This window comes from Nonomuraea sp. NPDC049758, from assembly GCF_040674635.1.
In the GTDB taxonomy this organism is placed as follows: Bacteria; Actinomycetota; Actinomycetes; order Streptosporangiales; family Streptosporangiaceae; genus Nonomuraea.
Genome location: NZ_JBFAMZ010000020.1, coordinates 1 through 26,537, shown reverse-complemented (window position 1 = coordinate 26,537; position 26,537 = coordinate 1). Strand labels below are relative to the sequence as shown.

Sequence of the window (26,537 nt, the reverse complement as noted above, 5' to 3'; positions counted from 1 at the left end):
TCCTTTCGCTGATCAGAGGGCATGCCTGTTCGATGCCGGATATTCCTGGCCGGCAAGACTTTTGATGGAAGCGCAGACGCTGAGCAAGGGCCGATTCGATGACTGAAGGTACGCTTTCGTATGTGTGCCGGCCCGCGCTGGGACGTTACCGGCGCTGCCTACATTTCAGCTAATGAACAGAATGGCGTGTTCAGGGCGGAGTCTGCAGGAGTCTCTTCTGTGCCCGTCACTGATCGGCAAGACTGCCCAACGCGTCCGGCTTTCGATGGGCAGGCCAGGTGCTTCAGGGCTACGCTCGGCGCCGGGTCACGGCGGGGCGGGGTGGCCCTCGGGGCCGAGGGGGCGGGGCATTGCGTTCGGCGAGCAGTTTCTGCTGGTCCGACGGCACACGTCTGCGGGGAAGCCTTCCTCACTGTCCGTCATGCGTGACGGGTAATACAGATTTTGTGCCAGGGGTGTGACCCTGGCCTCACCTTCACGTCATATCACTCTCCGCATTCGTCGAATTACCGTCAGCAGGCAACCAAGTACTGATCACCAGGAGCCGGAGCACCAGGCCGGGGTGATCATTTCTTGGCCGAAACAGCGGACGGTGACGTGATCCCAGGCCGGTCATGCCAGGCGATCCGCAGAGCGAAGGCGAGGTGGCGGGTGCATCTGACTCCGCATGAACAGGAACGCCTGCTGATCCATGTGGCAGCGGACGTGGCCCGCAAGCGCAAGGAACGGGGGGTCAAGCTCAACTATCCGGAGACGGTCGCGCTGATCACGGCACACGTGCTGGAGGCGGCCCGGGACGGCAAGTCCGTCCACGAGCTCATGTCCACCGGCAACAAGATCCTCTCCCCGGGCGACCTCATGCCTGGCGTCGCGGAAATGATCTCCGACCTGCAGATCGAGGCGACGTTCGAGGACGGCACCAAGCTGGTCACCATCCGCAACCCCTTCGCCGACACCGAGGACCACAACGGCGAGGGAGACGAGCAGGGAACGCGGACGCAGTCGCCGATCCACCCGGGGAAGATCGACCACCCGGAGGGCGCCACGCAGGTGCCCTTCAACGCGAATCGCGAGATCACGACGGTGGAGGTGACCAACACCGACGACCGTCCCATCCAGGTGGGCTCGCACTACCATTTCTACGAGGCCAACCCCCGCCTCGACTTCGAACGCTCCCTCGCCTACGGCAAGCGCCTGCACATCCCGGCCGGCAGCTCGGTCCGGTTCGAACCCCGATGCACCCGGACGGTGAAGCTCGTGCCCATCGAGGGCCGGCGTATCGTCGCCGGTCTGCGCGGCCAGGTCGGAGGGCAGCTCGATGGATGAAGCCCTGGACGCTTCGGCCGGCACCGCAGCTGACACCGCAGCAGACCAGACACCAGGCGTGCTCGCCGCGCAGACGGCGGAGGGCCCCCTGCGGGAGCGCGGGCCCGGTGCGGAGATCCTGCCCATCGATCAGCCGCTGACCCGGGTGGAGTACGCCGACCGGTACGGCCCGACGCTCGGCGACCGGATCCGGCTGGCCGACACCAACCTACGCATCGAGATCAGCCAGGACTGGGCCGGCGGCCCGGGACGCAGCGGCAACGAGGTTGTCTTCGGCGGCGGCAAGGTCGTCCGCGAGTCGATGGGCCAGTCCTGCGCTCCGCGCGACAGCGAGAGGTTCGGCGCTCCGCAGCCACCCGACACCGTCATCACCGGCGCGGTGATCCTCGACCATTGGGGCGTGGTCAAGGCAGACGTCGCCATCCGGGACGGCCGGATCGTCGCGCTCGGCAAGGCCTACAACGACGAGACCATGGACCGGCTGCACGACGGGCACGAGCGGGCCACCGACTTCCTGATCGGCCCCGAGACCGAGATCATCGCGGGCAACGGCAAGATCCTCACCGCCGGCGGCATCGACACCCACGTGCATTTCATCTGCCCCGAGCAGGTGCACGAGGCACTGGCCGCCGGGGTCACCACGCTGATCGGCGGCGGCACCGGCCCCGCCGAAGGCAGCACCGCCACCACCGTCACGCCCGGCGCCTGGCACGTCGCCAGGCTGTTCGAGGCGCTCGACGCCTTCCCGGTCAACATCGGCCTGCTCGGCAAGGGCAGCACCATGTCGACCGAGTCCCTCTACAACCAGATAAAGGCTGGCGTACTCGGGTTCAAGATCCACGAAGACTGGGGGGCCACCCCGGCCGTGCTGCGCCATTGCCTGGAGGTGTGCCGGGAGACCGGCGTCCAGCTGGCCCTGCACGCCGACTCGCTGAACGAGGCCGGCGCGGTGGCCGACACCATCGAGGCGATCGGCGACCATCCGATCCACATCTTCCACGTCGAAGGCGCGGGCGGTGGCCACGCCCCCGACATGATCACCATGGCAGGGCTGCCAAACGTGCTGCCCGCCTCCACCAACCCCACCCGGCCCTTCACCGTCAACACGGTCGCCGAGCACATCGACATGGTGATGGTCTGCCATCACCTCAACCCGCTGGTGCCAGAGGACCTGGCCTTCGCCGAGTCGCGGATCAGGCCCTCCACGATGGCCGCCGAGGACGTCCTGCACGACCTCGGCGCCATCTCGATCATGTCGTCGGACGCGCAGGCGATGGGCCGCATCGGCGAGATGATCATCCGGACGTGGCAGACCGCGCACGTCATGAAGGCCCGGCGCGGCCCACTGGACGGCGACCAGGACGGGGCCGACAACCGCCGCGCCCGCCGCTACGTCGCCAAATACACCATCAACCCGGCCATCGCGCACGGCATCGACCACGAGGTCGGCTCCGTCGAGGTGGGGAAGCTGGCCGACCTGGTGCTGTGGGAACCGAAGTTCTTCGGCGTCAAGCCGCACCGGGTCATCAAGGGCGGCCAGATCGCCTACGCGCAGGTGGGCGACGCCAACGCCTCCATCACCACCCCGCAGCCGATCCTGCCCCGCCCCATGTGGGGCGCGACCGGCCGGGCGCCGGCCGCCAACGCGGTCAACTTCGTCACCGACCACGCCATCCGGTCCGGCCTGGCGGAACGGGTCAACGTGGGCAAGCCGTTCACCGCCATTCGCAACACCCGCAAGGTGTTCAAGGCCGACATGCGCGAGAACAACGCCTGCCCCGACATCCACATCGACCCTGACACCTTCGAGGTCGAGATCGGTGGGGCCAAGGCCAAGGACGTCAAGACCGACATTGACCACCAACTCGTCGACGGCGGTCAGTACGCCGACACCCTGCCCATGGCCCAGCGCTACTTCCTGTTCTGACCGGCGCCCCCTGATCGATTCCGTGAACGTCCCGCGCGAACGAAAGGCGTCCCGCCCGCGATGAACCACGCCGCCCTGCTGGTCCTGGCCGATGGCCGCTTCCCCGCCGGTGGGCACGCCCATTCCGGCGGGGCCGAGGAGGCCGTCACGGCCGGACGGGTCCGGGACGTGGCGAGCCTGGAGGAGTTCTGTCGCGGCCGGCTGCACACGGCCGGCCTGGTCGCGGCCGCACTCGCGGCTGCGGCCGCCGCCGGATACGACCCGCTGCTGCTGGAGGAGGCGGCCGACGCCCGTACCGCCGCCCCCGCCCTGCGGCACACCTCGCGCAGCCTGGGACGGCAACTGCTGCGCGCCGCCCGGGCCGCCTGGCCCTGCGCCGAGTTCGACGCCCTGGCCGGCGCGCGGCCGCGTGGCGCCCATCAAAGCGTGGTGCTCGGCCTGACCGCCCGCGGCGCGGGGCTGACCCCGCTGGACGCCGCCCACGCGGCGGCGTACGAGAGCGTCAGCGGTCCGGTCGCCGCAGCCGTCCGCCTGCTCAGGCTCGACCCCTTCGACGCCACCGCCGTCCTGGCCCGCCTGGCCGCCGACATCGACCACATCGCGGCCGATGCGGCCGAGGCCGCGAACCGCGTCCACACCGACGGGACCACCGTCCTGCCGGCCGCCTCCGCGCCGCTGCTCGACATCGCCGCCGAACAGCACATCACGCGCCCGGCCCGCCTGTTCGCCTCCTGACCACCGCACCCCCTTGGGAGCAGCCATGCACCTGCACCACAGCGACGTCTTCCCCGACGGCCACGCGCCCGGCCCCAGCGGCTCAGGCGGCTCGGCTCAGCGTCCCGGCGAACGTCGCGCCCTGCGCGTCGGCCTGGGCGGGCCGGTCGGCTCCGGCAAGACCGCCACCGTCGCCGCCCTGTGTCGCACGCTGCGCGAACAGCTGTCCATCGCGGTCGTCACCAACGACATCTACACCCGAGAGGACGCCGAGTTCCTGCTGCGCGAGGCCGTCCTGCCCGCCGAGCGCATCACCGCCGTGCAGACCGGCGCCTGCCCGCACACCGCCATCCGCGACGACATCTCCGCCAACCTGCAAGCCGTCGAAGACCTTGAGGACCGCCTCGGTCCGCTCGATGTGATCCTCATCGAATCGGGCGGCGACAACCTCACCGCGACCTTCTCCAAGGGCCTCGTCGACGCGCAGGTCTTCGTCATCGACGTCGCCGGTGGTGACGACATCCCGCGCAAGGGCGGGCCCGGCGTCACCACCTCCGACCTGCTCGTCATCAACAAGACCGACCTCGCCCCGCACGTCGGCGCCGACCTGGAGGCCATGGCTCGCGACGCCAAGGCCCAGCGCGACGATCTGCCCACCGTGCTGACCGCGGTCAAGAGCACGGGAGGCATCACTCCCGTGGCCGAGTGGATCCGCGAGCGCCTGGCCGCGTGGACCGCGGGCCCGGCATGAGCCGGGCATGCCTGCCGTCCGCACCGGCCACCACCTCCGTCCCACCCTCTGCCTCCACACCGGCCGAGGACGTCGTGCCGGGCGTGCACGCCACCGCCCGCATCAGGGCCGCCCGCGCCCACGGCACCACCGTCCTGCCCGTACTCGCCGGTGAGGGCCCGTTCGACCTGCGTCGTGCCCGCTCGCACGGCGACCAGGCACGGGTGTGCATCCTCGGCGCCATGAGCGCCCCGCTCGGCGGCGACCGACTGCGCATCGAGGCCACCGCCGGACCAGGCGCCCACCTGCACATCACCACCGCCGCCGCCACCATCGCCCTGCGCGGCCCCACCACCGCCCACGCCACCTACGACATCGACCTGACCGTCGCCGACCACGCCAGCCTGCACTGGCTGCCTCAGCCGCTGATATCCGCCGCCCGCAGCAACCTGCGCCAAAGCTGCATCATCGACCTGGCCCCCACGGCGCGGCTCCTGCTGCGCGAAGAAGTCGTCCTCGGCCGCTCCGGCGAAGGGCCGGGCAGGCTGTCCACCCGCCTCACCGTCCGCCGCGACGCACGTCCTCTGCTGGACCAGCAGACCAGGTACGGGCCCGGCGCGCCCGGCTGGGACGGCCCTGCCGTCGCGGCCGGTCACCGCGCCGTCGGCCAGATCCTGCTTGTCGACCCCGCCTTGGACCAGCGCCCATCCCAGGCCCGCCTGTTCGGCGACGACCCGGAAACCGGCCAGGCCGTGCTGACCCCGCTGGCCGGCCCCGCCCTCCTGATCACCGCACTGGCCCCGGACACCCTGCACCTGCGCCGCCTGCTGGACGCGGCGCACCCCATCGTCTGAACATCCAGCGGCACCGCCGTGCAGCTGAGGCGTCACGACATCGCTCATCCCATTGGCGGCGTTGGCGCGGTTGTCAGCTCGTCGCCCATCGCCCGGTTCGCAGGCCGGCTGCGATCGAGCGTTCGTGCTCGTCGGTCCATTCGACCTCGGGGTCGATCTCCAGGAGACCGAGCACTACGGACGCGATCGCCAGTGCGGGCTCCGACCATTCGGCGGGCTCGGGTGCTCCGAACGGATTGGCCTGGAACCGCTGGAAGATGATTTCCGGATTGCTGGGTGCCATCAGGATCAGCCCGCGCAAAGTGGCGACGGCCAGGCGGGCCACTGTCTCGAAGGTGATGCCGGCGTGCGGACGCAGGCCGATCGATCTCGCCACCCAGGAGTAGGCGGTGGCCACGTCAGTGACCATAGAGCGTTCCGACTCGGTGAGAGACCGCTGGACCTCGGCGCGCAGGTCGCTGTCGGGCAGGCTGCGGAAGGTGGCCTGCAGCGCGAGATAGGTGCGCCAGGCCGGTGACCGGTGGAAGATCCCGAACTCGCCGAGCGCGCCTTCCCGCAGTACCTCTCCGGCCAGTGCGCGGCGCAGACCTGGTGTGCGGGCCCAGTCGAGATGGGCGAGCAGGGTGCGGGCCGCCGCTGGCAGCGCGCCGGGATTGGCGTCGGTGATGGCCGGGCTGGCGCCTTTGGCGAGCTCGGTCAGCAGGTCGCTGAAGAACAGATCCTTGTACGGCCAGCGGCGGTAGACGGCGCTGCGGGCGACGCCGGCGTCACGAATGATCTCTTCGAAGCTGATGTGGTCCAGGCTCACGGTCAGCCCGGCTTCTTCGACGGTGGCGGCCGCGGTGTCGAGCATCCGTCGTGCGGTCTGTTCGTCGGACAATCGCTTGCGGCGTCGGGCCAGGCCGCTCTCCGGTGTCTCTCGTCTCACGCCCGTAGTCTATGGTACTTGGGATATTGAGTCCCAATAGAGGTGGTGGTGAGCCCGTGAAGGTGTCGGAGCCCGACCGTTCTGTACGCGACCGCACCGGACACCCGGTGCGGTTCCTGGTGCTCGTGAGCGTGTTGTCGGTGCCGTTCTACGTCCTGGGGGCGGTATCTCCCACCATCCGCATCGGCGCGATGGAGCTGCCCGCGAGCGCGACCATGTTCGTGCTGCCGGTGCTGGCCGCCGCGATTCTGGCCTACCGCGACGGCGGCCCGGCCGCTGTCACGGGCCTGCTGGCCCGCGTCGTCGACCGGCCCGCGGGACGGGCCCGCTGGTATGTCGCCGCGGTGTCGCTGCCTGCCGCGATCGGTGCTCTCTCGTGGACCTTCGGGTGGCTCGCCGGCGAAGCCGGCTCGGTGCTTCCGACGCCGCCGGCGGTCTTGCCGCTGGTGTTCGCTGCGGCGGTGGTGAGCGCCGCGTGCGAAGAACTGGGCTGGACCGGTTACGCCTCCGATCCGATACAACGCCGGTTCGGCACGGTAGGGGCCGGGCTGCTCCTTGGGGCCTTCTGGGGTGTGTGGCATGTGATCCCGCTCCTGCAGGCCGGTCATGGCGCGGCCTGGATCGGCGGCTGGTTCCTGGGTACGGTCGCGCTACGGGTGATCATCATCGGCCTGCACAACGCCACCGGCGGCGTGTCGGCGGCGATCCTGATGCACGCGATGGGCAACGTCACCGCCGCCTATATCCCGGACTACGACAACCCCGTCGCCTCGTTGACATCCGCTGTGTTCACCGTCGTGGCCGCCGTGGGCATCCTGTGCCTCGGATCATGCCGAGCCGCCGGAACGCGGCCGGCCGGCCGGCAAGGGCCCGGCCACCAGAGAGGTTGAGGGCGAGCGCTTACTGGCGCTGGGCTCGATGGCCTGGTCGCCTTCATGTAGGCGGTCGCCTGCAGTTCCCGAGCGGCCCAGGCGTGGGTCACCCGGCGTGGGTGCCCACGGCGATCACGGCGTCGGCGAGGGCGGCGGCGTAGGCGTCGGTGAGCCTGCCGGGGGCGAACAGCAGCGCGTACCACATCGGCCCGAAGACCAGATCGACGAGCAGATCGTCATCGGGGTGGGCGAGCTGCCCGCGTTCGCGCGCGCGGGTGAGGATCTGGCGGACCGCCTGGCGGCGCGCCGCGATCAGCTCGCGGCTCACGCGCTCGGCGAAGGCGGGATCCTGCAACGCCTCGGCGGCCAGGGCCTGGTTGAGTGCGCCGGGCACCCCGCGCTGTCCGGCGAAGGTGGCCTCCAGCAGGGCCAGCAGGTCCTCCCGCAGGTCGCCGGTGTCGGGGGTGGGCAGCCGGGTGCGGGCGTAGACCGCCAGCACGTCCAGGATCACCTCGCCCTTGCTCGGGTAACGGCGGTAGACCGCCTGTTTGGACACGCCGCTGCGGGCGGCGATGCCTTCCATGCTCACCCCCCGGTAGCCCTGCTCGGTGATGAGGCTCAGGGCGGCCTGGCGGATGGCGTCGTCGACGGCGGGGTCGCGGGGTCGTCCGGTCATGGACTGCACTCTACTTGACATACGCAACGGTCCGTATTTAAATCTCATACGCAACGGTCCGTATTGAAAGGAGGGGGCATGCGCCCCCGTTCCTCCACCCCTGCACTGCTCACGCTGGCGTTGGGCTACTTCGCGCTGGGGACCGCCTCACTGGCGGTCGTCGGCCTCAGTGGCCCGATCGCTGCCGACCTGAAGGTGCCCGCCGCCACCGTCGGCACCCTGGTCACCGTTTTCGCGCTGGTGTTCGCCCTGGCCGCCCCCGTCGCCGCGATCGCGCTGGGCCGCCTGGACCGCCGCACCGCGCTGCTGGTGGGCCTGGCGCTGATGACGCTGGGCGGCGCCGCCGGCGCGATGGCGCCCGACTTCACCGCCCTGGCCGCGGCGCGGGTGGCCGCCGGGCTGGGCGCGGCGATCTTCGGACCGGCCGCCTCGGCCACCGGCTCGATGATCGTGCCCGCCGAGCAGCGGCCCCGCGCGCTGGCGGTGGTGTTCGGCGGGATGACCGCCGCCACCGTGCTGGGCGTGCCGCTGGCCTCGGCCGCGGGCACCGCGATCGGCTGGCGCGCCACCATGGCCGCCGTGGTCGCTCTGACCCTGGTGGCGGGCGCGCTGCTGGCGATGCTGCTGCCACCGGTGGCACCGGGCCCGGCCCCCACCGCCCGCGCCTTCGCCGCCGCGCTGCGAACCCGGGGCGCCACACTGATGATCGCCACCACACTGCTGGTGCTGACCGCCCAATTCACCGTCTACGGCGTCGCCGGGGCCTACCTGGCCGCCCGGTTCGGCGCGGGCCCGGGGCTGGTGTCGCTGACGCTGCTCGTGTTCGGCGCGCTGGGCATGGTCGGCAACGCCGCCGGTTCCCGCGTCTACGCCCGCCTGGGCGGCGGCCGCACCATCGCCGTCGCGCTGGCAGGGCTGACCCTGGCCTTTCTGGCCCTCGCCGGTGCACCCGCCGTGCCGGCGGCCGGGGTCGCGGTGTTCGCCTTCTGGGCCGTCTTCAACACCTTGTTCATGGCCCCGCAACAGGCCCGGCTGGTGGAGCTGCTGCCCGAGCAGCGTGGGGTCCTGCTGGCTCTCAACGCCTCGGCCCTGTACTTGGGCATGAGCCTGGGCAGCCTGCTGGGCGCCAATCTGCTGCCCGCCCTGGGCGGCCACTGGCTCCCGGCACTGGCGCTGCTGCCGCTGGCCGCGGCCGTCACCGCCCACGCCGCCTCCACCCGTCCGCGCCCGACCCACCCGGCCACTCCGGTCTCCGCGTCCACTCCGGCCCACTGCTGACCTGCTCTTCCTTTCCGATCCTCCTTTTGTTCGTCACCTCAACCTCACAGGAGAACGCCATGTCCCAGCCCGCCGCCCAGCTCGTGCGCGACTACTTCGAGCAGATCTGGAACCAGGGCCGCACCCAGCTGGCCGACCGGTTCCTGGCCGCGGACCTGATCCAGCACAACCCCAACCTGCCCGACGGCCGCCAGGCGCTGACCGAGTTCATCGACGGGATGCGCGCCCAGCTTCCCGACGCCCGCTTCGAGATCCGTCGTATGGCCGTAGACGGCGACCTGGTGTTCACCCACAGCCTGTTCACCGCCCAGCCCGGCCACTCCGGCATCGCGGTGGTGGACGTCTTCCGCATCACCGACGGCCTGATCGCCGAACACTGGGACCTGCGCGAGGACGTCCCCGCCACCACCGTCAGCGGCCACCCGATCGTCTGACCCGTCCAGCACCGAACGTTGAGGTCAACTTCCGTGACCACCCCCACCACCCGCCCACTGCGGGACCAGACCATCCTGATCACCGGCGCCACCGACGGCCTGGGCCGCGCCCTGGCCGACCGCCTGGCCACCCACGACCGCCTGGACGTGCTCGTCAACAACGCCGGCATCGGCGTGGAGACCGCCCCCAGCGCAGCGCCGACGGCCTGGAGCTGACCTTCCAGGTCGACTACCTGGCCACCTACATGCTCAGCAGCCTGCTCACCCCGCTCCTGGCCCGCACCGCCGCCCGCTCAACCACTACCGGCGCCGGCCCGGCGCGGATCGTCAACGTCGCCTCCGCCGGACAGGCGCCCCTGGACTTCAACGACGTGCTGCTGGAACGCCACTGGGACGGGGTGCAGGCTTACTGCCAGGCCAAACTCGCCCAGATCATGCTCACCCTCGACCACGCCGAACTCCTGCGCGACCACGGCGTCACCGTCAATGCCCTGCACCCCGCCTCCTACATGCCCACCAAGATCGTCACCCACCTGTTCACCGTGCAGAGCACCCTGGACGAAGGCGTCACCCACACCGCCCGCCTGATCACCGACCCCGTCCTGGACAACGTCACCGGCACCTACTTCAACCGCTCCCGCCCCGCCCGCGCCCACCACCAGGCGTACGACACCGACGCCCGCGCCCGCCTACGGGAGATCAGCCAACAACTCACCGGCGTGCCCTTCCCGACTGCACCTGTCCCAGCCGCCTGATCCGCAACGCCACACCGCCACCCGGAACACGACCGTCACTACCGCCCGGCGAGGTCGTCGGTCTCCTCCGGCAGTACTGCGGCGAAACGTGGCACCATGCCGTCGCCTCGCGGGGACCCGCCGTTCCACGTGGCCAGAGGAGCGACCATGGCCTTGTACAGGTGACCGCCGAACAGATGTGTCGTACGGGGCCGAAGGCCATTGTGTTGGATCGCCTGGGAGACCTTCCGATGAAGGCGACTCCGTCGCGCACGGCGCGTGCCCCGATTCCCGGCAGTCCCACGTCCGACAGCGCATGGAGCCCGTCACCAGTGTCAACGCATCGGTAGGTCGGCAAGAGCTCGTGCGCCGAGGGAAAGCAAGGGGAGGATCGCGGTGCGGTCCCGGGGAGGCGGCCTTGGCGGAGCACCTCCACCCACCCCTGGCACCGCCCGTCATGAAAGCCTGCACAGCCATCTCATCGGCTGGGTCGCCGAGAACTCCCGCCGCCAGGCAAGACGGTGACCCTGTAGGGATGGGAGGCTTGAATCGTGCGTACCTGGTTCGAGCCCGAAGAGGCCGAGGAGTTCGAGGCCGCTAAGGACCTGCTGATCCGGCGGTGTGTCACCTGGGCGAAGGAGCACGGGCATCCGGTCGACGACCTGCTGCTCTCCGCCGCCGTCGACGCGCGGCACGAGAGCCGTGACGGCCGGCTGGCGTACTGGGACGGTGCGAGCATCAGGTTCTTCCTGCTGCGATACGTGCCGTACAAGGTGACGGCCGTGCGGGAGGAGCTCGACCTCGCTCCGGAGGTGCTGCGCACGTACCTGCGCTATCTCGACGTCACCGGCCTTCGCGACCCGCGCGGCGCCACGTTCGCGGACGCGCAGGAGATCATCGCCGACGTGCGGGCGGAGTACGCGGCCGCGCTTGACGATCCCACGCTGCGGGGGGTGGCGACGTTCTGGGCGCACACGGCTCTCGGCCAGGGCGTCGATCTCACCGTTCCGGGGGCGTTCGAGCGGTTCAAGCGCGATCTCGACGCCGGTCGCGTTCCGTACGACGAGCAGGTGCTCGACAAGATCCTGCAGAACCGCCTCGTGAACGGCGGCATCGGTGAGGAACGCGCCTTCCCCCAGCTGCCCGTGTACCTGCCCCCCGCGTCCGAGCTGATGGAGGCCGCCGCGCGCAGTCAGACCGTCCAGCGTCTCATCACCCTGGCCGATTGGGTGGGCAAGGACGGCCGGGTCCTCACCGACGCGGGCAACCTCCGCATCGCCGACGCTCTTGAGGTGTCGACTCTGCTGGGTACCGGCGAGGACCGGCTGCGCGTCCACAGCGCCGCCGATCTGCCGCAACTCAACCTGCTGCTCGCCTGGGCCAAGAAGATGCGCCTGACCCGCACCAGCAAGGGCCGGCTCCTCCGCGTGGCCAAGGCCGCACCCTTGCTGGGCGACCCGGAGGCGCTGTGGCGGCGCGCGTTCGAGGTGCTGCCGGAGCTGGGCCGGGTGGTCACCGTGCCCGTCGCGACGTGGCGATCCCAGCCTGTCCTGGCCGAGATCTTCGACGAGATCCTGCCGGACGTGCTCAACTCCATGTACGGGCTGGACGAGATGCCGGTGGTCCGGCTCGAAGAGACGGTGTGGCTGGCCTGCCAGGAGTACTTCGATCTCGACCAGGAGGAAGAGCGCCTGCGCGATCTCTGGCGCCGCGAGGCCGACCGGGACCTGAGGCGCATGTTCGAGGTCCTGTCCGACCTCGGGGCCGTGGAGCTCACCCGCGGCCCCACCGACCCTCTTTACGCGAGCGACCTCGACCACGACGACCAGCCCCTGCCGCCGGACGCGGTCGAACGCCTGCGTGCCGCCCTCGCCGAGCCCGACCTCCCGCTGGTCCACCTCACCCCGCTCGGCGTGCGCGGCGTCCGCGACCGCCTCCTCGCCGAGGGCCGCGACGCGCCCCTCGTCGGCGAACTGGCCACCGCTCCACCTGCCGAGCTGCTCGGGGTGCTCGCCCAGCACTATCCGCCGGAGGACGCCGTCGCGGAGCTCCAGGGATGGCTGGCCCGCCCGGGGCAGGACCTCGAGATGTTGCTGCAGGCCGTGCGGGACTGCCCGTTCCGTACGCGGGTGGGGGCCATGCTGCGCGTTCTGGCCGACGTCCTTCCCGAAGGGCGGCTTTTCCATGACCTACGTCACGACCCGGTCCTCGGGCCCGCCGTGTGGACGCAGCTCATCGATGCCGGGAAGATGCAGCCCGGGGCGCTGAGTGAGCAAGAGAACCTGCTGATGGGTGCGGAGAACTTCCTGTCAGTGCTGGAGCTCGCGGGGCCTGAGGGGCTTGTGGAGCAGCTCAAGAGGATGGGGGGCGGGGACGCGTACGAGTTCGTGGAGGCGGTCCTGGCGTCGGGGCACCCCGATGTCGTGGGATTGCGGGAGCTGCGCGAGCTGGTGGCCGAGCCGCTCCGCAAGACCGCCCGCCATCGCCTCCGCCACGTCCCCACCCGGCCGCCGGGAGCTCGGGGCCGCCGGAAGAAGCGCTGATACTGATCTCGATCCTTGACCCGCGCGCCAGGGACGCTGCGGCTGTTCTCGCCCGCGCAGTACAGCTCCCTGCAGACCGCCGCGGTCAATTTTGCCGTTCACGGCCTAACAGCAGGCCTGTAAGGGCCGGCGTCGAGCCTGACGCAAGACCTCTTCCCGGATGAGATCTTCGACGTGGCCGTCGCCAACCCTCCGTTCAATCTGTCCAGATGGGACGAAGATGGGCGAGCCCGTTACGACCCCCGTTGGGCCTATGGTGTACCACCAGCCGGCAACGCCAGTTCGCTCTCTTACGGGCTGGCTGCGGGCGCTGCCCGATCCAGCCGACGCCGACAACAAGGTCCCCCGACGAGACCAGCTCGGCGGCCTCGTGCATGGAGTACGCCCGGGTCGCATGAGGAGACACAACATTCGGCACCCACAGGCAACCGCCGCCCCGCCCGTTCGTGTACGGGCGGGACGGCGCCTTCACAATCGAGGCGCCCAGGATGGCGATCGAAACCGTGACCGAGGAGCCGGCGTGATCAGGCCAGGGCGATCAAATCGGCGTAGCCGTCGTTCCACAGGTCTTCGACCCCGTCGGGCAGCAGCAGCACCCGGTCCGGCCGAAGCGCTGCGACGGCCTCCTGGTCGTGCGTGACCATCACCACGGCGCCCCGGTACGCGGTCACAGCCGCCAGCACTTCGGCCTTGGAGGCCGGGTCGAGGTTGTTGGTCGGCTCGTCCAGCAGCAGTACGTTGGCCTGGGAGCTGACCAGCCCGGCCAGCGCCAGCCGGGTCTTCTCCCCGCCCGACAGCACCCGGACGGGCTTGTCCACGTCGTCGCCGCTGAACAAGAACGACCCCAGCACCGTCCGGGCCTCGCCGTCGCTCAGGTGCGGGGCGGCGCTGGCCAGGTGCCGCCCGACCGTGTGCGCTGGATCGAGCGTGTCGTGCTCCTGGGCGAAGTAGCCCAGCCGCAGCCCGTGCCCGTGCACGACCCGTCCCGCGTCGGGCCGCTCGTCCCCGGCCAGCAGCCTGAGCAGCGTGGTCTTGCCCGCGCCGTTGAGCCCCAGGACCACGAGCCGGCTGCCCCGGTCGACGGCCAGATCCACCCCCGCCAGTACCGGCCGCCCGCCGTACGACTTGGCCAGGCTGATCGCGCCGAGTGGCGTGCGGCCGCTGGGCGCGGGCTCGGGCAGCCGGATGCGGGCGACCTTCTCGGCGACGCGGGGCGGGGGAGTCTCGGCGAGCATGCGGTCCGCGCGCCGGGCCATGTCCCTGGCCCGGGTCGCAGTGGCCACGTTGGAGCGCATGCGGCCGGCCTGGGCATGAAGCGCTGCGGCCTTGCGCTCGGCGGTGAACCGCAGGCGCGTCCTGCGACGGTCGTCGGCCTCGCGGTCGGCGAGGTAGGCGTGCCAGCCGGTGTTGCGCGTCTCCAGGGCGCCGTGCTCAACGTGCCAGACGCGGTTGACCACGTCGGCCAGCAGTCCGGTGTCATGGGTGATGAGGACCAGGCCTCCGGAATGCCCGGCCAGGAAAGAGCGCAGCCAGGCTATGGAGTCGCCGTCGAGATGGTTCGTCGGCTCGTCGAGCAGCAGGACGCCGGGCTCGGCGAACAGCACCCGGGCAAGTTCCACGCGGCGGCGCTGCCCGCCTGACAAGTCGCCCACCGGCCGGTTCAGCACCCGGTCGGGCAGGCCGAGCCCGGCGGCGACGCGAGCGGCCTCGCCCTCAGCCGCATACCCGCCGCGGGCCTGGAACTCGGCCTCAACCCGAACGTAGCGGGCCATGGCCCGCTCGTCGCCGCGCTCGGCCAGGGCGGACCCGGCGGCCCGAAGGCGGCGGACCGCCTGGTCGAGGCCGCGGACGGACAGGACGCGGTCGAGGACGGTGACGGCCGGGTCGGCGGCGGCCGGGTCCTGCGGCAGGTAGCCGACGGGGCCGGTGCGGACGATCTCGCCGGCCGCAGGCGGGAGCACTCCGGCAAGGGTCTTCATGAGGGTCGTTTTGCCGGCGCCGTTACGGCCGACCAGGCCGACGCGGTCGCCGGGGGCGACGTGGGCGGTGACGCCGGACAGCAGGAGATGGGCGCCCGCACGGACGTCGACGCCACGTAGGGTAAGCATGGAACTGCACTCCGGATTTGCTAGAGGACACACGGGTGGCGTGGAACCGGGTGTCCTGGCTAGGAAATGCGGGGCAGAGACATGAGGCCGAGTGTATGGACAGGCCGTCATGGTCCGCCATCCATTTACCGGCCGCTCACCTTGCCGGCCGCTCGCGGCTCTGGTCAAGGTGCCCCGATCCGGTGTAGGGCTCGAATGCTCGATTCATACGGTGACCTGCAGTTCTTGGCACATTGCGCCTGCCGTAAACGTCATCCACGCAGCTCAAGCGGCATGTGAGTATTCGTGGAGGACTCCGCCGAGCCGGTCTCGTCGGCGTACCTTCGGGTCGACGATTCTGGCTGGATCGGTGATCCTGGGGTTGAGGCCGTTGAAGACGTACGGGCTGCGCCTGCCGGACGGATCCCGTGAGCACTTCTTCAACGCGCTCGGTCGGCGTCGCGCCGGCGCGGCAGGGCGAGACCGGCCCGCGGATGGCGAAGGCAAGGCAGCCGTGGAACGGCTGCTCGGCCGGTTCGCCGACGTTCCCACCGTCGCTGGCTTCCGTCCTGGCAGATCAGCGCCCCGGCCGAGGTGCCCCGTTACCGATCAAGGAGATCAACCGGAGCCCGATCTCTAGTTGGGTTGCGTGCACCGGCCCAGCCGATGTCGCACGAAATTCGGATGCGCTTCGCCGATATCGATGCTGTTCTCATCAAGAGCGTTGGCGATGTGGAAACGACCGGTGTCGAAGATGAACTCCACAGCGAGGGTGCCGTCCGCCAGGTCGTGACGTGATGATGGCCGCCACTCAAGCAGAGCAACCTCGCGGAGTTCCTGGCCGACGAACGGCTGGAGGCGCTCGTCGGTGTCGGACCAGGCTGGCGTCTGCTCAAGGTATTCCCAGCCGCTGATCGCGGCCGTGGTGTCGATGGTGTTCCAGCCGATCGACAGCTCATCGAGCTTCCAGTGGCAGATCTCCGCCTGGATGCCGTCGAAGTGCAGGACGACGGGGCAGTCGGCGAACCAGTCCCTGTCCTCGACGAAGCGCACGAGCGCGAACCCCGTCAGACGCCGGCCACCAAGCGCGGCCAGGCCAGGTCCATGTTCCTCGCAGATGGCTTCGAGCCCGACGAGAAAGGTTGGCTCGAAGCCGGAGATGCCCATCACGATAGCGATTGTTCAGGTTCATCACGGACCCAGCCAGTCGATATCTGCCGACAAGCCGTGGGCCGGCGCGGCCCGGCTTGGCATCAGAGCCCACAGATGACGCGAGCGGTTGACGCGCCCTTCGACCGAGCCAGAACTAAGTGCGTGTTTGAGATCGGCGATCTTCGTCAGTCGCAGACGATTCTGGCTTGTCGCCGAGCGGGGCCCGTGCGGGTGAGGCGGCGGGCCATGCCGGCGATGGCGGCCCAGCGGATGATGGCCTCGGAAACGGCGGGGTCGCGTTCGTAGTCGCAGGCCAGACGGCGACAGGCAGTCAGCCAAGCCAGCGTCCTCTCCACCACCCAACGCCGTGCGATGACGCTGAAGCCTCGCTGATCAGCGGCTTGCGGACGATCTCCAACGTCGTGCGCAGGGTGTCGCGGACCCAGTCCACCAACCGGCCGGCAAACCCCTGGTCGGCGAAGACGTGCCGGATCGGGGTCGTCAGATACGCCGACAGCAAGGCGGTCTTGGCACCGTCACCGTCCTGCCAGCTCGCCGCCATCACCGCGACGGTGACCCGCAGGCCGGTGGTGTCGGTGATGATGAACCGCTTGCGGCCGTTGACCTTCTTACCGGTGTCATAGCCGCGGCTGTCACGCCCGACGGTGTCGGCACCCTTGACGCTCTGGGAGTCGATGATGCCGGCGGACGGCTCGTCGTCGCGGCCGTCCTGGCGGCGGGCCTTGATGCGCAGCTCGCGCAGCAGGGCCTCGGTCACGCCGGCCTGCTCCCACTGCTGGAAGTACCAGTACACGGTCTGCCAGGGAGGCAGGTCCGTGGGCAGGTACCGCCACGGGCAGCCGGAACGGACCACGTACAGGATGGCGTTGACGATCTCCCGGCGCGGGTGCTTCTCCGGACGCCCGCCGGTGTTCGGCTCGGGCAGTAACGGCTCGATCAGCTCCCATTGGGCGTCGGTCAGGTCCGAGGGGTAGCGCTGCGGGGGCATCCAGACACCTTGGCCCCCCGCGAGCTGGTCGTCACGCTGCCACGCCGTGCATAAACGATCTTCTCAAACACGCTCTAAGACGACTTGACTCTGTTTCGTCCCTCACCAGATGCCGCCGTTGGGATGACCGAGCGCATCAACATCCGCTACGTCCAGATCCAAGACGCCAGCTTCGACCTGAACGGCGGGCCGGGGGCGGGCCGGGAACACGGCGGTGTGCCGCGCCGCTGCTTGCTACTCATAAGAGTATTCTGGCGGTGATCGGTCTCTCGATTAGGAGCTTTGGGCGTTCTATTGGGGAATCATCTTGCGCCAGCGATCGATGGTTCTCTTATACGGATCCGGCATGTGAAGGCTATGAACTTCGTCGTATGTGAAGATTCCTAGCTCTTTGTGCTCATTGGAGCTTCTAATTTGCTCGTTCCCCGAGTAGGTAGTGCCGTAGCTGACGATGAATGTGTGACGAAGAGGGGTGATTTCATATACCCAAGTGTCGATGATGCCTTCGACCATGACTGTTATGTTGAGTTCCTCGAGCACCTCGCGGCATACACAGACTTCGGGCGTCTCGCCAAGCTCCAATTTTCCGCCTGGGAGCTCCCATTCGTCGCGCTCGTTCATCAGAAGCGGGATTTTTCCGTCTATATCGACAACCAGCTTCACTGAAATTGGGAGCTGATACTCGAAGTAGCCGGGATTTCTCTCCACGAGATATTGGGGTCGACCATCGCTACCTAGGCGATCGGGGCCATCCATGTATCGCTCCTTTGGTGACTTCTAGTTTGATGGCTGCGAGATCATCTGCGTGCTTGAACTTAGTTGAGCGCTCTCCCCTGGTCCTCTGTGCCTCGAAGTCCCTTATGCGTGACGTGACCGATGCAAGCCCCAGAGCGTCGGCGTAGAGCTTAAGTGTCAGCCAGTCTGGAAGGATGGCGTAGTCTACCACTGCACGCGCAAATCCGTCAGTACACATGAGGATCTCATCGACATCATGAATCGAAAGCGTTTTCGCATAGACCTTAAATGACCTCTCCGGATGCCCGGAGAACACAGTCTCAGAGTGCTCCCCTCGTATGTACTCTAGGCGACGCGTAAGCATTGCTTGCACAATATCGCTCTCGGTTTGCCGGTCAGTGAGTGACTGTGAAACAGCTTGAGCTTCGCGTGACTCGAAGAAGCTAGTGCTTAGCTCGTGCGTAAGGTGGCCGTCGTGGTACGCGATGAGTGTCGCGTCTCCTATCCGGCCGAGATGAATCACGTCACCGTCACAAATCGCGATGCCGATCGAACTGCAGGGATAGATATCTAGCCCACGCGGAGCTATCGCCGCTATCGCCTTTTCGGTCAATGTGCCCAGTTGCTCTATCAGGGCGGAGGCGCTCTGTTTTATATGAGAAGCCCCCATTTCGGTGAGTCTTTCGTGCAGAAAATCGACAAGCCACTGCACGTCAGAGAGCGCAGGAAGTGCTTGACTGTTAGTTGGATCTGTAGCACCATCGATTACCCAGGCGATATTTCCAGAAAACCCCACCCTGTCCTCGGTATGCTTGTGGCTGGATCCAGGACTTTCAGTCTTGTCGACAATGAACATGTTGGAATTCACCTTCCGAAAACGTGCGGCACAACAATGAGGGCGATACCGATCGTATACGCGATCGCAACGCGAAGCCATGATCTGCTGGTCATCAACGAAAAGGAGGAAAAGACTATCACGACAGCTCCTGCCATTACCTCTATGAGGACGATGGCGTCATTCGGCTTGCTTTGACTCGCTATATTTCCCCCGGTGGCAATAAGGGCTACGACGGCGGCCAAGAGGCCCAGCAGTTGGAGCTGTTGCGCCTTAAACTCGACCAACTCTCGCCGGCTCTCCTGCTGCATATCGTTCCAACGAGATTGTTGCTCCATAAGATCGATACGCGTCCTTGTTGTCTGGTATTGTGTGAGCCTGCGATGATAATCACGTCCCTGCTTTGGCTCTAGCTCTATCGCGCGAGTTATTGAAGCTCTTGCAGAGTCGAAGTCGTGCCGGATGGCTAGAATGCGTGCCTTCGTCTCGTGATAATGGGCAATCTGTCCATTTGTCAGCAGGATGGCCTTGTCGGCGAGCTGATCTGCCTCGATAAGCTCAGCGCTCGAGGTTGGCCCAAGCCTCCGCTCGAAGTATTCTGCCATGAAGGCGGCGAGCTGGTGTACAACTCCAGCTACCTCTGGCATGTCCCGCACTGCTTGTTTGGAATAAGCTACTGCCTTGCGCAGGCTGGCAACATCTCCTCTATTACGTTCGCTTATCGCTCGAAACGTAGCGAAATAGGGTTCGCGTTCGAAATGAGGAGCGTAGCGAGCTATTATCTGATCGTACTCGCTTGTCCGCTCTTCCCTCCGGAGACGAAGCAGAAGGCCGTACAGTGCGAAAAACCTGATAGGTTTCTCGAGCTTCTTGAGCTCGAGCAAATACAATAACGTATCCTCTGGATCTCGTAATTGCTCTACCAGGGATCGAATGGCCCCAGGGAAGGCCGGGCTGGTTTGGTCCGGTAGTTGGCGCAATCTCCGGATAACGTCGGCGTAGCGTCGAGAGGCCTGCAAGGTATATGGCCCTTATCTATTGGCATCATCGGCATCTATTGTGAACCCTTGATTAAGGAAGCAGTATTGCGATGAAGTAGATATGGTGGCCAGTATTCGGATGGCGACTCTGTGTCCTGTGAATGAAGTGCGCCCGTGAAGAATTCGTTGGTTATGTATGATGTATCCTTCTCCGGCATTGAATGCATATATTTGAGGAAATTCCAATTCCTGCGTCACTGCTACTAGGGCGCGCGCGGCCTCTGCGGTGGCACCGTAAGGGTGGGCGATATTGTCGTCGCGGTAACGTATACGAAAGGCGCTGTGAGGCCCATGGACCTGCTTCGCTATAGTTAACCACCGTCGACGTCGTGCCAATAGGACTAAATTGTCGGAATAGGCGAGAAGCTGCCGTCTTTCGAGAGCCCTTATCAATGACTTTCCATCAAGAATTAGCGACTCCCCACCGGTATTCCCTGGAGATGTGTAAAGGCATGCCACTATTGTCGGCTGTTCTGATTCTTGCGCCCTGTCTGTGTGCAGGCCTAGTGCGGCCCGAGAGAAGCCTTTTGCGTTATCGCTTTCTGTTCGATCTGAATCTATAATTGTTAGACCTAAACTGCTCTCATGGGGATGTGGGTATGGTTGAGTCCAATCCGCCAGTAGTGTAGTCAGCTTTTCTGGCGTGGCTTCGGAGAAGAATATAACTCCATCCTTTGCAAGAGTTTCAGCGACCTGGTTGGTGGCGAGATCGTGTTTGTAGGGTGTCTGGAGCTTCATGCTCATCCTCCGCCTGCGATCCTCTAGCATCTGCCTAGATGGGTGCAGAGAGAGTACATCGCACGCTCGGCCCGCCGCATAGACCCAATTGTGCGTGACTCTACAATTTAGGCCCCTATCGTGCATCGTATGTCGATGTCCAGCCAGCAGAGTTGCAAGGGTTGATTGTCGAGTGGTTTACAGAAGTGACGTCGTTACTGAATTGGTAACGATGTGAGCCAAGGTATTCTATATACTCATGGTGTCAGTGTGGCTATGTGGCCGAAGCGCGCGTCGCACGGACCTCCTGATATGGAGAATTGTTGTTCGATAGCATTGAACGCTTTTCATCCTCGCGCCGCCTGCGCAGTTCGGTGATCCTGTAGGACGGCGATGGCCTTGCCCAGGTGGCCGGTCTTGGACGGGCTGCAATGTAGCTTCCGGAGGATCTTCCAGCTCTTCAGTTGGGCGTTGGCGTGCTCACCGGGGCCGCGCAGTCTGGCGTGGGCGTCGGTTGGCCTGCTTCTGCGACTCGGGCTTGTTCTTGCCCTTGTACGGGGGTATGGACCAGGCATTCGGCCCCTTGAGAGGCATTGTCGGCCAGCGTGATGATCCCGGCCTGCTCAAGTGCACGCAGGATGCCCCAGATGCGGGCGGCGCTCAGGTCGTGGGCCTTGCCCGGCAGCGCGCCCGAGGTCCACAGAATCGTCCCGGCCGGCGAGGCGATGACCTGGAAGTTCATTCCGTGCGCACGGTGCTTGCCGGAGAAGTAGGGCCGGTCGGCGGCGATCCGCTCGATGTGGATCAGTGTGCCGTCCAGCACCAGGTAGTGCAGCCCGTCCCGCTGGCCCGGCGCAGCGCCTGCCCGAGTTGGGGCGAGCGTGCCGACAGCAGCGTCACCGCCTCCTCCACATGCCGCCAGGCCGTCGCGGTGGAGATCCCGAACCCGGCTCCGAGTTCGGGGAACGTCTCAGCTTTGCAAAGGTAGACCAGCACAAGCAGGGCCTGTTGTTTGGGATTGAGCAGTCGCCAGGTCGATCCGATGGACTTGCGGTGACTGCGGATGAGGTCCGGCGACGTAGTTCAGGGTTCGGCGCAACAAATCGACGGCAGCGCAATGCTTCTATGGCTTGTCAAGAGAAACGGACGATGGGCCGCTGGCGCCGGCGGGTGGATGATGATCTTGTAGAGGTGGCGGGCGACGTATCGCATCAGACGGCGGGTGATCTATCTCTTGGACAGCCCGTCGGTGGTTCTGCGCTCCAGGTAGGCACGGGTGGATGGATCGCAGGACATGCGCGACAGCACGATGACGTAAAGGCCCGGTTAGCCTGCCGGTCGCCGGCATGGTTAAGCCGGTGGCGTCGTGTTTTGCCGCTGGAAGCGGGGACCGGTGACACCCCGCACGGCGCCGCGAACGATCCCTCAGAGCGCAGCCGATCGGGATTGTCGGCGCAAGTGACTAGCAGTTGCGCGGCAGTCTCCACACCCACGCCTTGGATGGCCAGCAGCTCGGGCCAGGCCTGCTCGATCAGCGCCTTTAACTGGTTGTAGGGGGCGCCGACCTCGGCACTGAGGGCGCGGTATCGAGCAGCAAGGTGCCGCAGCGCCACCTTGACACTCTGAGCGGGGTCGGTCAGAGCCGCGGAGGGCCTCAACCGGGAGCAGGCCTCGGCGAGCCGGGTCTTCTTGAGGCCAGCCAACTGCTCGCGGAGCTCGGCCGGGGCAGTGACGAGCAGCGCCTGCAGCTCGTTGAGGCAAGCGTGCGCGCCTTCACCGCGCCGGCGCGGACCAGATGCAGCACACGGATCGACTCGACCACTCCGCTTCCGCTCTTCGGGACGGCGCGAGCCCTATCGGCCAGGACAGCCTCGACCGCAGAGTAGGAATCCAGTGGATCAGACTTGCCCTTGGCCCGGCGCTGCTGCCGATCAGGGTGATTGACCTCGACCACCTTGGCCTTCGCGCTGCCGGTGGCGAGCCAGGGCGGCACCATAGGAGCCGGCACCATCTAGCCCCACCGCATGTAGCTGGCCGAGGGGCCGCATCCACTCCAGCAGGTCCGCGTATCCCACCCGGGTCGCCGGGAACTCGCGATCGGCGACCCGGCGCCCGTTCATCAACACCACCGCGGCGTGGTGAGTGTCGGCATGGGTATCGACCCCACCTACGTTCCGTCGCACCTTGGGCTTTTTGAACTCCGTCATGTGCACCCTCACCGGCTCGGGGGATATCCGAAGGCGGTGTGCGACGACGATCAAGCAGGTAGACCAGTGACGGGACGGGCTATGTCGCCGAGGCTTCTATCAAGCCACACACGGCCAGCCGACACGCACCTTCAGGAGTGCTTCCCAGAAGAGGCGACAGATCGTGCCGATGGCACCATGAATCGTCCCGGGTTCGGTGGAGACTTGATCTCTTGAGAGGATCGAGTCCATGCCAGGTAAGTCTCCCTATCCCGCCGAGCTGCGCCGTCGAGCGGTGCGGATGGTCGCCGAAGTACGGCCGGATTACCCGACCGAGTGGGCCACGATCAACGCGGTCGCGACCAAGCTCGGCATCGGCACTGCGGAGACATTGCGCACTTGGGTCCGCCAGGCCCAGACCGACGAGGGCAGCCGGCCAGGCCGCACGACGGATGAGTCGGCTGAGCTGAAGCGGCTGCGCTGGGAGAACGCCGAACTGCGGCGGGCGAACGAGATCTTGAAGGCCGCGTCGGCTTTCTTCGCGGCCGAGCTCGACCGGCCACACACGCACTCGTGAGCTTCATCGACCAGCACGCCGAGGTGTTCGGTGTCGAGCCGATCTGCCGTGTCCTGACCGAGCACGGCTGCTCCATCTCCACCAGTACGTACTACGCCGCCAAGAACCGACCGCCCTCGGCCCGGGCGGTGCGGGACGCCGAGTTGGACGAGCACATCGCTCGCATCCACGCTGATAACTACGGCGTCTATGGTGCCCGCAAGATATGGCACCAGCTGCAACGGGAGGGGCATCGGGTGGCCCGCTGCACCGTCGAGCGGCGCATGCGCGTCCTGGGCCTGCAAGGCGCCCGTCGCGGGAAGAAGGTGCGAACCACGACACCCGACCCCGGGCATGAGCGGGCCGGCGACCGGCTGCAGCGCGACTTCACCGCCCAGCGGCCGAACGCCGCCTGGGTCGCCGACTTCACCCACGTTTCCGCTTGGTGCGGGGTGGTCTACGTGGCCTTCGTCGTCGACATTTACTCCCGGGCGATCGTCGGCTGGGCCGCCTCACTCACCAAGCACACCACCCTCGTACTGGATGCTCTGGACATGGCCCTGTGGCGGCGCGAACGCGCCGGCCATCCGGTCGAGCAGGGCTTGATCCATCACTCGGACGCGGGAAGTCAGTACACGTCTTTCCGGTACACCACGCGCCTGCTGGCGGCCGGGATCGACGCCTCCATCGGCACCGTCGGCGACGCGCTCGACAACGCCCTGATGGAATCGCAGATCGGCCTCTACAAGACCGAGTTGATCAAGCCCCGAGGCCCCTGGCGCAGCCTGGCCGACGTCGAGCTTGCCACCGCCGAATGGGTCGCCTGGTTCAACGCCACCCGCCTGCACTCAGCGATCGGTCACCTACCACCAGAGGAGTTCGAAGGTCTCTACTACGCTCAACACCACCCCAACGAACCCATCGCAATCAACCGCTGAGGTCTCCATCAAATTCGGGGCGATTCACCAGAAGACCCGGGCCAGATAGAACAAGGGCCGACCTCGTGGGTAACACTTCCTGCTCCTGCAACCTCAACCGCAGTAGCAGTCGTTCCTGATGGCACTAGTCTCACTGGTAGAACAGCATCCTAGGCCCCTGGTGGTGGCGGACGTGATTGTGGTGATCAACCCGTCTACCAGGGGTTTCGCCATGTCATCAGGCGAATGCCGACCTCGCGATCATGCTGTGATCAGCAACCCACCGCACGGGGATGGAAACGGCTCCTGGTCCGGAGAGTGGGAAAGCATTGGGAACAGTGGGCCGCAGTCACCCGATCACAGCCGTACAGCGCAGGATGTAAGGCAAGGCCCTTGGCTGGCGTTGGTGCTGGTCAAGGGCGTTTGCTGCTGGTAGAGCCTGGTGCCCCCGGCAGGATTCGAACCTGCGGCACCCGCTTTAGGAGGGCGGTGCTCAATCCGTCCCTTTAGGTGGCTTGAGCTGGGCAAATAATCTGTGCAGCGATCGGAAGGCGCAAGATCATCCCGCGTATGTCCCCGGAACCGCTGGGAAGCGACCATGTCACCCGGTGGGCCTGCTGGAGCGAAGGATTAATAGGTCTCGAGCACGCGAAGCGGCACGGCAGTTCACACGTTGTGTTCCGCAGGGCCGGGTCCTCGTGCTCTCCAGACGCGACACCATCGCGAACCCATCGTCTCCCTTCCCGCCTCCTGGCCGCAGTGGAGGCAGACGAACACACTCGCGTATCCACCATGGTGTCGCCAGCAGCTCAGCCTCATGGCCGGTCCAGAAAATCCCCATCCCGGCCAAGTTCCTGGAAGGAGAACTACCTGCGTGGTGAGTGGCTGCCGACTCCGGCGTTCGCAAGAGGATGACGCCACAGGTCTCTTGCATGAGTGGCAACGACACGTCTCCCAGATCGACTGGCACTCGCAGACGCATCGGAATGTGCCTTCGTCGCGCCGATGTGGATCGGGCGCGGGTTTCGCACAGATCGAGCAGCGGGTGAGGGTGGCGGTCCAGTGGGCGATCTCCTCCAATCCGGCCTAGACTAGACCGCTCCTCGGTGAAGGTCACGTCCACGGACGTGGTGTATGAATCGATCTTCGAGTGATCCTGTTTCTGCAGGTTAAGCGGTAAGTGTCTGCGGAAGCGGATGCTGGGCTGGTGTGTCGCCCGTGATCAACCGGACACGAGCCTTGGCCAGGATGTCCAGACCCATGTAGCGGCGGGCTTCGGTCCATTCGTCGGTCTGCTCGGCCAGCACCGCGCCGACCAGCCGAATGATCGCGGCCCGGTCTGGGAAGATGCCGACCACGTCGGTGCGACGGCGAATCTCCTTGTTCAGCCGTTCCTGCGGGTTGTTGGACCAGATTTGCCGCCAGGTCTCGCGGGGAAAGGCGGCGAAAGCGAGCAGGTCCTCGCGGGCAGCGTCCAGATGCTCGCAGGCTGCCGGGTACTTGGCCTCCAGGGCGTCGATGACCCAGGCGTGCTGGGCGCGAACGGCTTCGGCGGTGGGCTGGTCGAAGATGGTGCGCACCAGTGTGGCCACCCACGGCTGCGCCGACTTGGGCACGCAGGTCAGCAGATTGCGCAGGTAGTGGGTGCGGCAGCGCTGCCAGCACGCGCCTGGCAGGGTGGCGCCGATCGCTTCGACCAGCCCGCGGTGGGCGTCGGAGACGACCAACTGGACGCCGGACAGGCCGCGGGCGACCAGGCCGCGCAGGAACGCCAGCCAGCCCGCGCCGTCCTCGGCGCTGGTGACGTCCAGGCCGAGGACCTCGCGCTGGCCGTTGGCGTTGACGCCGGTGGCGATCAGGGCATGGACATTGATCGTGCGGCCGCCCTCGCGCACCTTCTGGGTCAGCGCGTCGATCCAGACGAAGGTGTAGGGGCCGGCGTCGAGCGCGCGAGTGCGGAACGCCTCGACCTGCTCATCCAGCACCTTGGCCATCTGCGAGACCTGGCTTTTGGAGATGTGCTTGATGCCGAGCTGTTCGACCAGCTTGTCGACGCGCCGGGTGGAGACGCCGAGCAGGTAGCTGGTGGCGACCACGCTGATCAGCGCTTGCTCGGCCCGTCGGCGCCGCTCCAGCAGCCAGTCCGGGTAGTACGAGCCCGACCGGAGTTTCGGGATCGCCAGCTCGATCGTGTGGCTGTTGCGAAATTGCGTGAGGTGGTGCTGAACGTTCGGGGTGAGACAGGTAGCTCGGGTTCGGCCTCGATGGGCCGTAGGGGTCACTTGGC

The 26,537-nt window shown here is 66.9% G+C and carries 26 protein-coding genes, 1 tRNA gene and 1 pseudogene; 14 read left to right on the top strand and 14 right to left on the bottom strand.

The genetic code is table 11. The features are described from left to right. Positions 1-651 precede the first annotated feature (651 nt). The 5 genes from AB0J46_RS39350 to AB0J46_RS39330 are packed head-to-tail and all read left to right on the top strand — an operon-like array spanning position 652 to position 5,551. On the top strand, positions 652-1,326 hold the full coding sequence (locus tag AB0J46_RS39350; RefSeq protein WP_364339712.1) for an urease subunit gamma: 675 nt from the start codon (positions 652-654) through the stop codon (positions 1,324-1,326). After that, a complete protein-coding gene (locus AB0J46_RS39345) occupies positions 1,319-3,253 on the top strand; it encodes an urease subunit alpha (protein ID WP_364339710.1) in 1,935 nt (644 codons plus the stop codon). The genes AB0J46_RS39350 and AB0J46_RS39345 overlap by 8 nt, the downstream gene beginning before the upstream one ends. A gap of 60 nt (positions 3,254-3,313) precedes the next feature. Next, positions 3,314-3,988 carry an urease accessory UreF family protein gene (locus AB0J46_RS39340; protein WP_364339708.1) on the top strand — a complete coding sequence of 225 codons (675 nt, stop codon included), beginning with the start codon at positions 3,314-3,316 and terminating at the stop codon, positions 3,986-3,988. Positions 3,989-4,013: 25 nt separating this feature from the next. Beyond that, positions 4,014-4,718 carry an urease accessory protein UreG gene (gene ureG, locus AB0J46_RS39335; RefSeq protein WP_364339706.1) on the top strand — a complete coding sequence of 235 codons (705 nt, stop codon included), beginning with the start codon at positions 4,014-4,016 and terminating at the stop codon, positions 4,716-4,718. Beyond that, a complete protein-coding gene (locus tag AB0J46_RS39330; RefSeq protein WP_364339704.1) occupies positions 4,715-5,551 on the top strand; it encodes an urease accessory protein UreD in 837 nt (278 codons plus the stop codon). Before ureG ends, AB0J46_RS39330 begins: the two co-directional genes overlap by 4 nt. 73 nt (positions 5,552-5,624) lie before the next feature. On the opposite strand, the gene AB0J46_RS39325 is transcribed toward AB0J46_RS39330, so the two are convergent. Next, positions 5,625-6,479 (bottom strand): TetR/AcrR family transcriptional regulator, encoded by an 855-nt coding sequence (locus AB0J46_RS39325; RefSeq protein ID WP_364339702.1) that lies wholly within the window; start codon positions 6,477-6,479, stop codon positions 5,625-5,627. 56 nt (positions 6,480-6,535) lie between these two features. Between AB0J46_RS39325 and AB0J46_RS39320 the strand changes: the two genes are divergently transcribed. Further along, entirely contained in the window at positions 6,536-7,369 is an 834-nt protein-coding gene (locus AB0J46_RS39320) for a type II CAAX endopeptidase family protein (protein ID WP_364339700.1), read from the top strand. Positions 7,370-7,457: 88 nt separating this feature from the next. Here the strand turns inward: AB0J46_RS39320 and AB0J46_RS39315 are convergent, their stop codons facing one another. Then, the gene (locus tag AB0J46_RS39315; protein WP_364339698.1) at positions 7,458-8,027 is read right to left on the bottom strand and encodes a TetR/AcrR family transcriptional regulator; all 570 of its coding nucleotides are present in this window, start codon (positions 8,025-8,027) and stop codon (positions 7,458-7,460) included. A 78-nt stretch (positions 8,028-8,105) separates the two neighbouring features. Between AB0J46_RS39315 and AB0J46_RS39310 the strand changes: the two genes are divergently transcribed. The 6 genes from AB0J46_RS39310 (at position 8,106) to AB0J46_RS39285 (ending at position 13,523) form a co-directional block, all read left to right on the top strand. Continuing rightward, positions 8,106-9,305, top strand: coding sequence for an MFS transporter (locus tag AB0J46_RS39310; protein WP_364339696.1), 1,200 nt, complete (start codon positions 8,106-8,108; stop codon positions 9,303-9,305). A 59-nt stretch (positions 9,306-9,364) separates the two neighbouring features. Continuing rightward, positions 9,365-9,739, top strand: coding sequence for a nuclear transport factor 2 family protein (locus AB0J46_RS39305; RefSeq protein WP_364339694.1), 375 nt, complete (start codon positions 9,365-9,367; stop codon positions 9,737-9,739). Positions 9,740-9,772: 33 nt separating this feature from the next. Further along, the gene (locus AB0J46_RS39300; protein WP_364339692.1) at positions 9,773-9,955 is read left to right on the top strand and encodes a hypothetical protein; all 183 of its coding nucleotides are present in this window, start codon (positions 9,773-9,775) and stop codon (positions 9,953-9,955) included. Positions 9,956-9,984: 29 nt separating this feature from the next. Then, positions 9,985-10,494 (top strand): hypothetical protein, encoded by a 510-nt coding sequence (locus tag AB0J46_RS39295; RefSeq protein WP_364339691.1) that lies wholly within the window; start codon positions 9,985-9,987, stop codon positions 10,492-10,494. 530 nt (positions 10,495-11,024) lie between these two features. Then, on the top strand, positions 11,025-13,016 hold the full coding sequence (locus tag AB0J46_RS39290; RefSeq protein WP_364339689.1) for a hypothetical protein: 1,992 nt from the start codon (positions 11,025-11,027) through the stop codon (positions 13,014-13,016). Positions 13,017-13,154: 138 nt separating this feature from the next. Next, the gene (locus AB0J46_RS39285) at positions 13,155-13,523 is read left to right on the top strand and encodes an N-6 DNA methylase (protein WP_364339972.1); all 369 of its coding nucleotides are present in this window, start codon (positions 13,155-13,157) and stop codon (positions 13,521-13,523) included. 17 nt (positions 13,524-13,540) lie between these two features. Here the strand turns inward: AB0J46_RS39285 and AB0J46_RS39280 are convergent, their stop codons facing one another. The 3 genes from AB0J46_RS39280 to AB0J46_RS39270 form a co-directional block, all read right to left on the bottom strand. Further along, a complete protein-coding gene (locus tag AB0J46_RS39280) occupies positions 13,541-15,124 on the bottom strand; it encodes an ABC-F family ATP-binding cassette domain-containing protein (protein WP_364339687.1) in 1,584 nt (527 codons plus the stop codon). 615 nt (positions 15,125-15,739) lie between these two features. Further along, positions 15,740-16,273: a hypothetical protein gene (locus AB0J46_RS39275; RefSeq protein WP_364339685.1), complete on the bottom strand. Its 534-nt coding sequence runs from the start codon at positions 16,271-16,273 to the stop codon at positions 15,740-15,742. Positions 16,274-16,440: 167 nt separating this feature from the next. Beyond that, positions 16,441-17,264 (bottom strand): IS5 family transposase gene (locus AB0J46_RS39270; RefSeq protein ID WP_364339683.1). Its coding sequence is split into 2 segments (ribosomal slippage): positions 16,441-16,652 and positions 16,652-17,264, totalling 825 coding nucleotides; the frame shifts between segments, so codons are not numbered across the junction. Positions 17,265-17,387: 123 nt separating this feature from the next. Between AB0J46_RS39270 and AB0J46_RS39265 the strand changes: the two genes are divergently transcribed. Further along, on the top strand, positions 17,388-17,525 hold the full coding sequence (locus tag AB0J46_RS39265) for a hypothetical protein (protein WP_364339681.1): 138 nt from the start codon (positions 17,388-17,390) through the stop codon (positions 17,523-17,525). Between the two features lie 30 nt (positions 17,526-17,555). On the opposite strand, the gene AB0J46_RS39260 is transcribed toward AB0J46_RS39265, so the two are convergent. The 7 genes and pseudogenes from AB0J46_RS39260 to AB0J46_RS39230 form a co-directional block, all read right to left on the bottom strand. Next, positions 17,556-18,020, bottom strand: coding sequence for an NUDIX hydrolase (locus tag AB0J46_RS39260; protein ID WP_364339679.1), 465 nt, complete (start codon positions 18,018-18,020; stop codon positions 17,556-17,558). Continuing rightward, on the bottom strand, positions 17,995-18,855 hold the full coding sequence (locus AB0J46_RS39255) for a protein phosphatase 2C domain-containing protein (protein ID WP_364339677.1): 861 nt from the start codon (positions 18,853-18,855) through the stop codon (positions 17,995-17,997). The genes AB0J46_RS39260 and AB0J46_RS39255 overlap by 26 nt, the downstream gene beginning before the upstream one ends. An 8-nt stretch (positions 18,856-18,863) precedes the next feature. After that, complete coding sequence (locus AB0J46_RS39250) at positions 18,864-19,718, bottom strand: hypothetical protein (protein WP_364339675.1); 855 nt, start codon at positions 19,716-19,718, stop codon at positions 18,864-18,866. 147 nt (positions 19,719-19,865) lie between these two features. Beyond that, positions 19,866-20,612, bottom strand: a complete 747-nt coding sequence (locus AB0J46_RS39245; RefSeq protein ID WP_364339673.1) for a TauD/TfdA family dioxygenase — start codon at positions 20,610-20,612, stop codon at positions 19,866-19,868. A gap of 326 nt (positions 20,613-20,938) precedes the next feature. Beyond that, positions 20,939-21,659 (bottom strand): annotated as a pseudogene (locus AB0J46_RS39240) (transposase family protein); the annotation flags it as partial. Positions 21,660-21,802: 143 nt separating this feature from the next. Next, a complete protein-coding gene (locus AB0J46_RS39235) occupies positions 21,803-22,078 on the bottom strand; it encodes a transposase (protein ID WP_364339970.1) in 276 nt (91 codons plus the stop codon). A 444-nt stretch (positions 22,079-22,522) separates the two neighbouring features. Continuing rightward, a complete protein-coding gene (locus tag AB0J46_RS39230) occupies positions 22,523-22,711 on the bottom strand; it encodes a hypothetical protein (RefSeq protein ID WP_364339968.1) in 189 nt (62 codons plus the stop codon). Positions 22,712-23,027: 316 nt separating this feature from the next. Here AB0J46_RS39230 and AB0J46_RS39225 point away from each other — a divergent pair. Next, a protein-coding gene (locus tag AB0J46_RS39225; RefSeq protein WP_364339671.1) for an IS3 family transposase occupies positions 23,028-24,271 on the top strand; the annotation gives its coding sequence in 2 pieces (ribosomal slippage) (positions 23,028-23,310 and positions 23,310-24,271; 1,245 coding nt in all). A gap of 419 nt (positions 24,272-24,690) precedes the next feature. On the opposite strand, the gene AB0J46_RS39220 is transcribed toward AB0J46_RS39225, so the two are convergent. Both AB0J46_RS39220 and AB0J46_RS39215 read right to left on the bottom strand, forming a co-directional pair. Continuing rightward, positions 24,691-24,776: transfer RNA gene (locus AB0J46_RS39220), tRNA-Arg, on the bottom strand. 643 nt (positions 24,777-25,419) lie between these two features. After that, positions 25,420-26,537: IS256 family transposase (locus tag AB0J46_RS39215; protein ID WP_364339669.1), on the bottom strand; the 1,118-nt coding region annotated here is incomplete at its 5' end.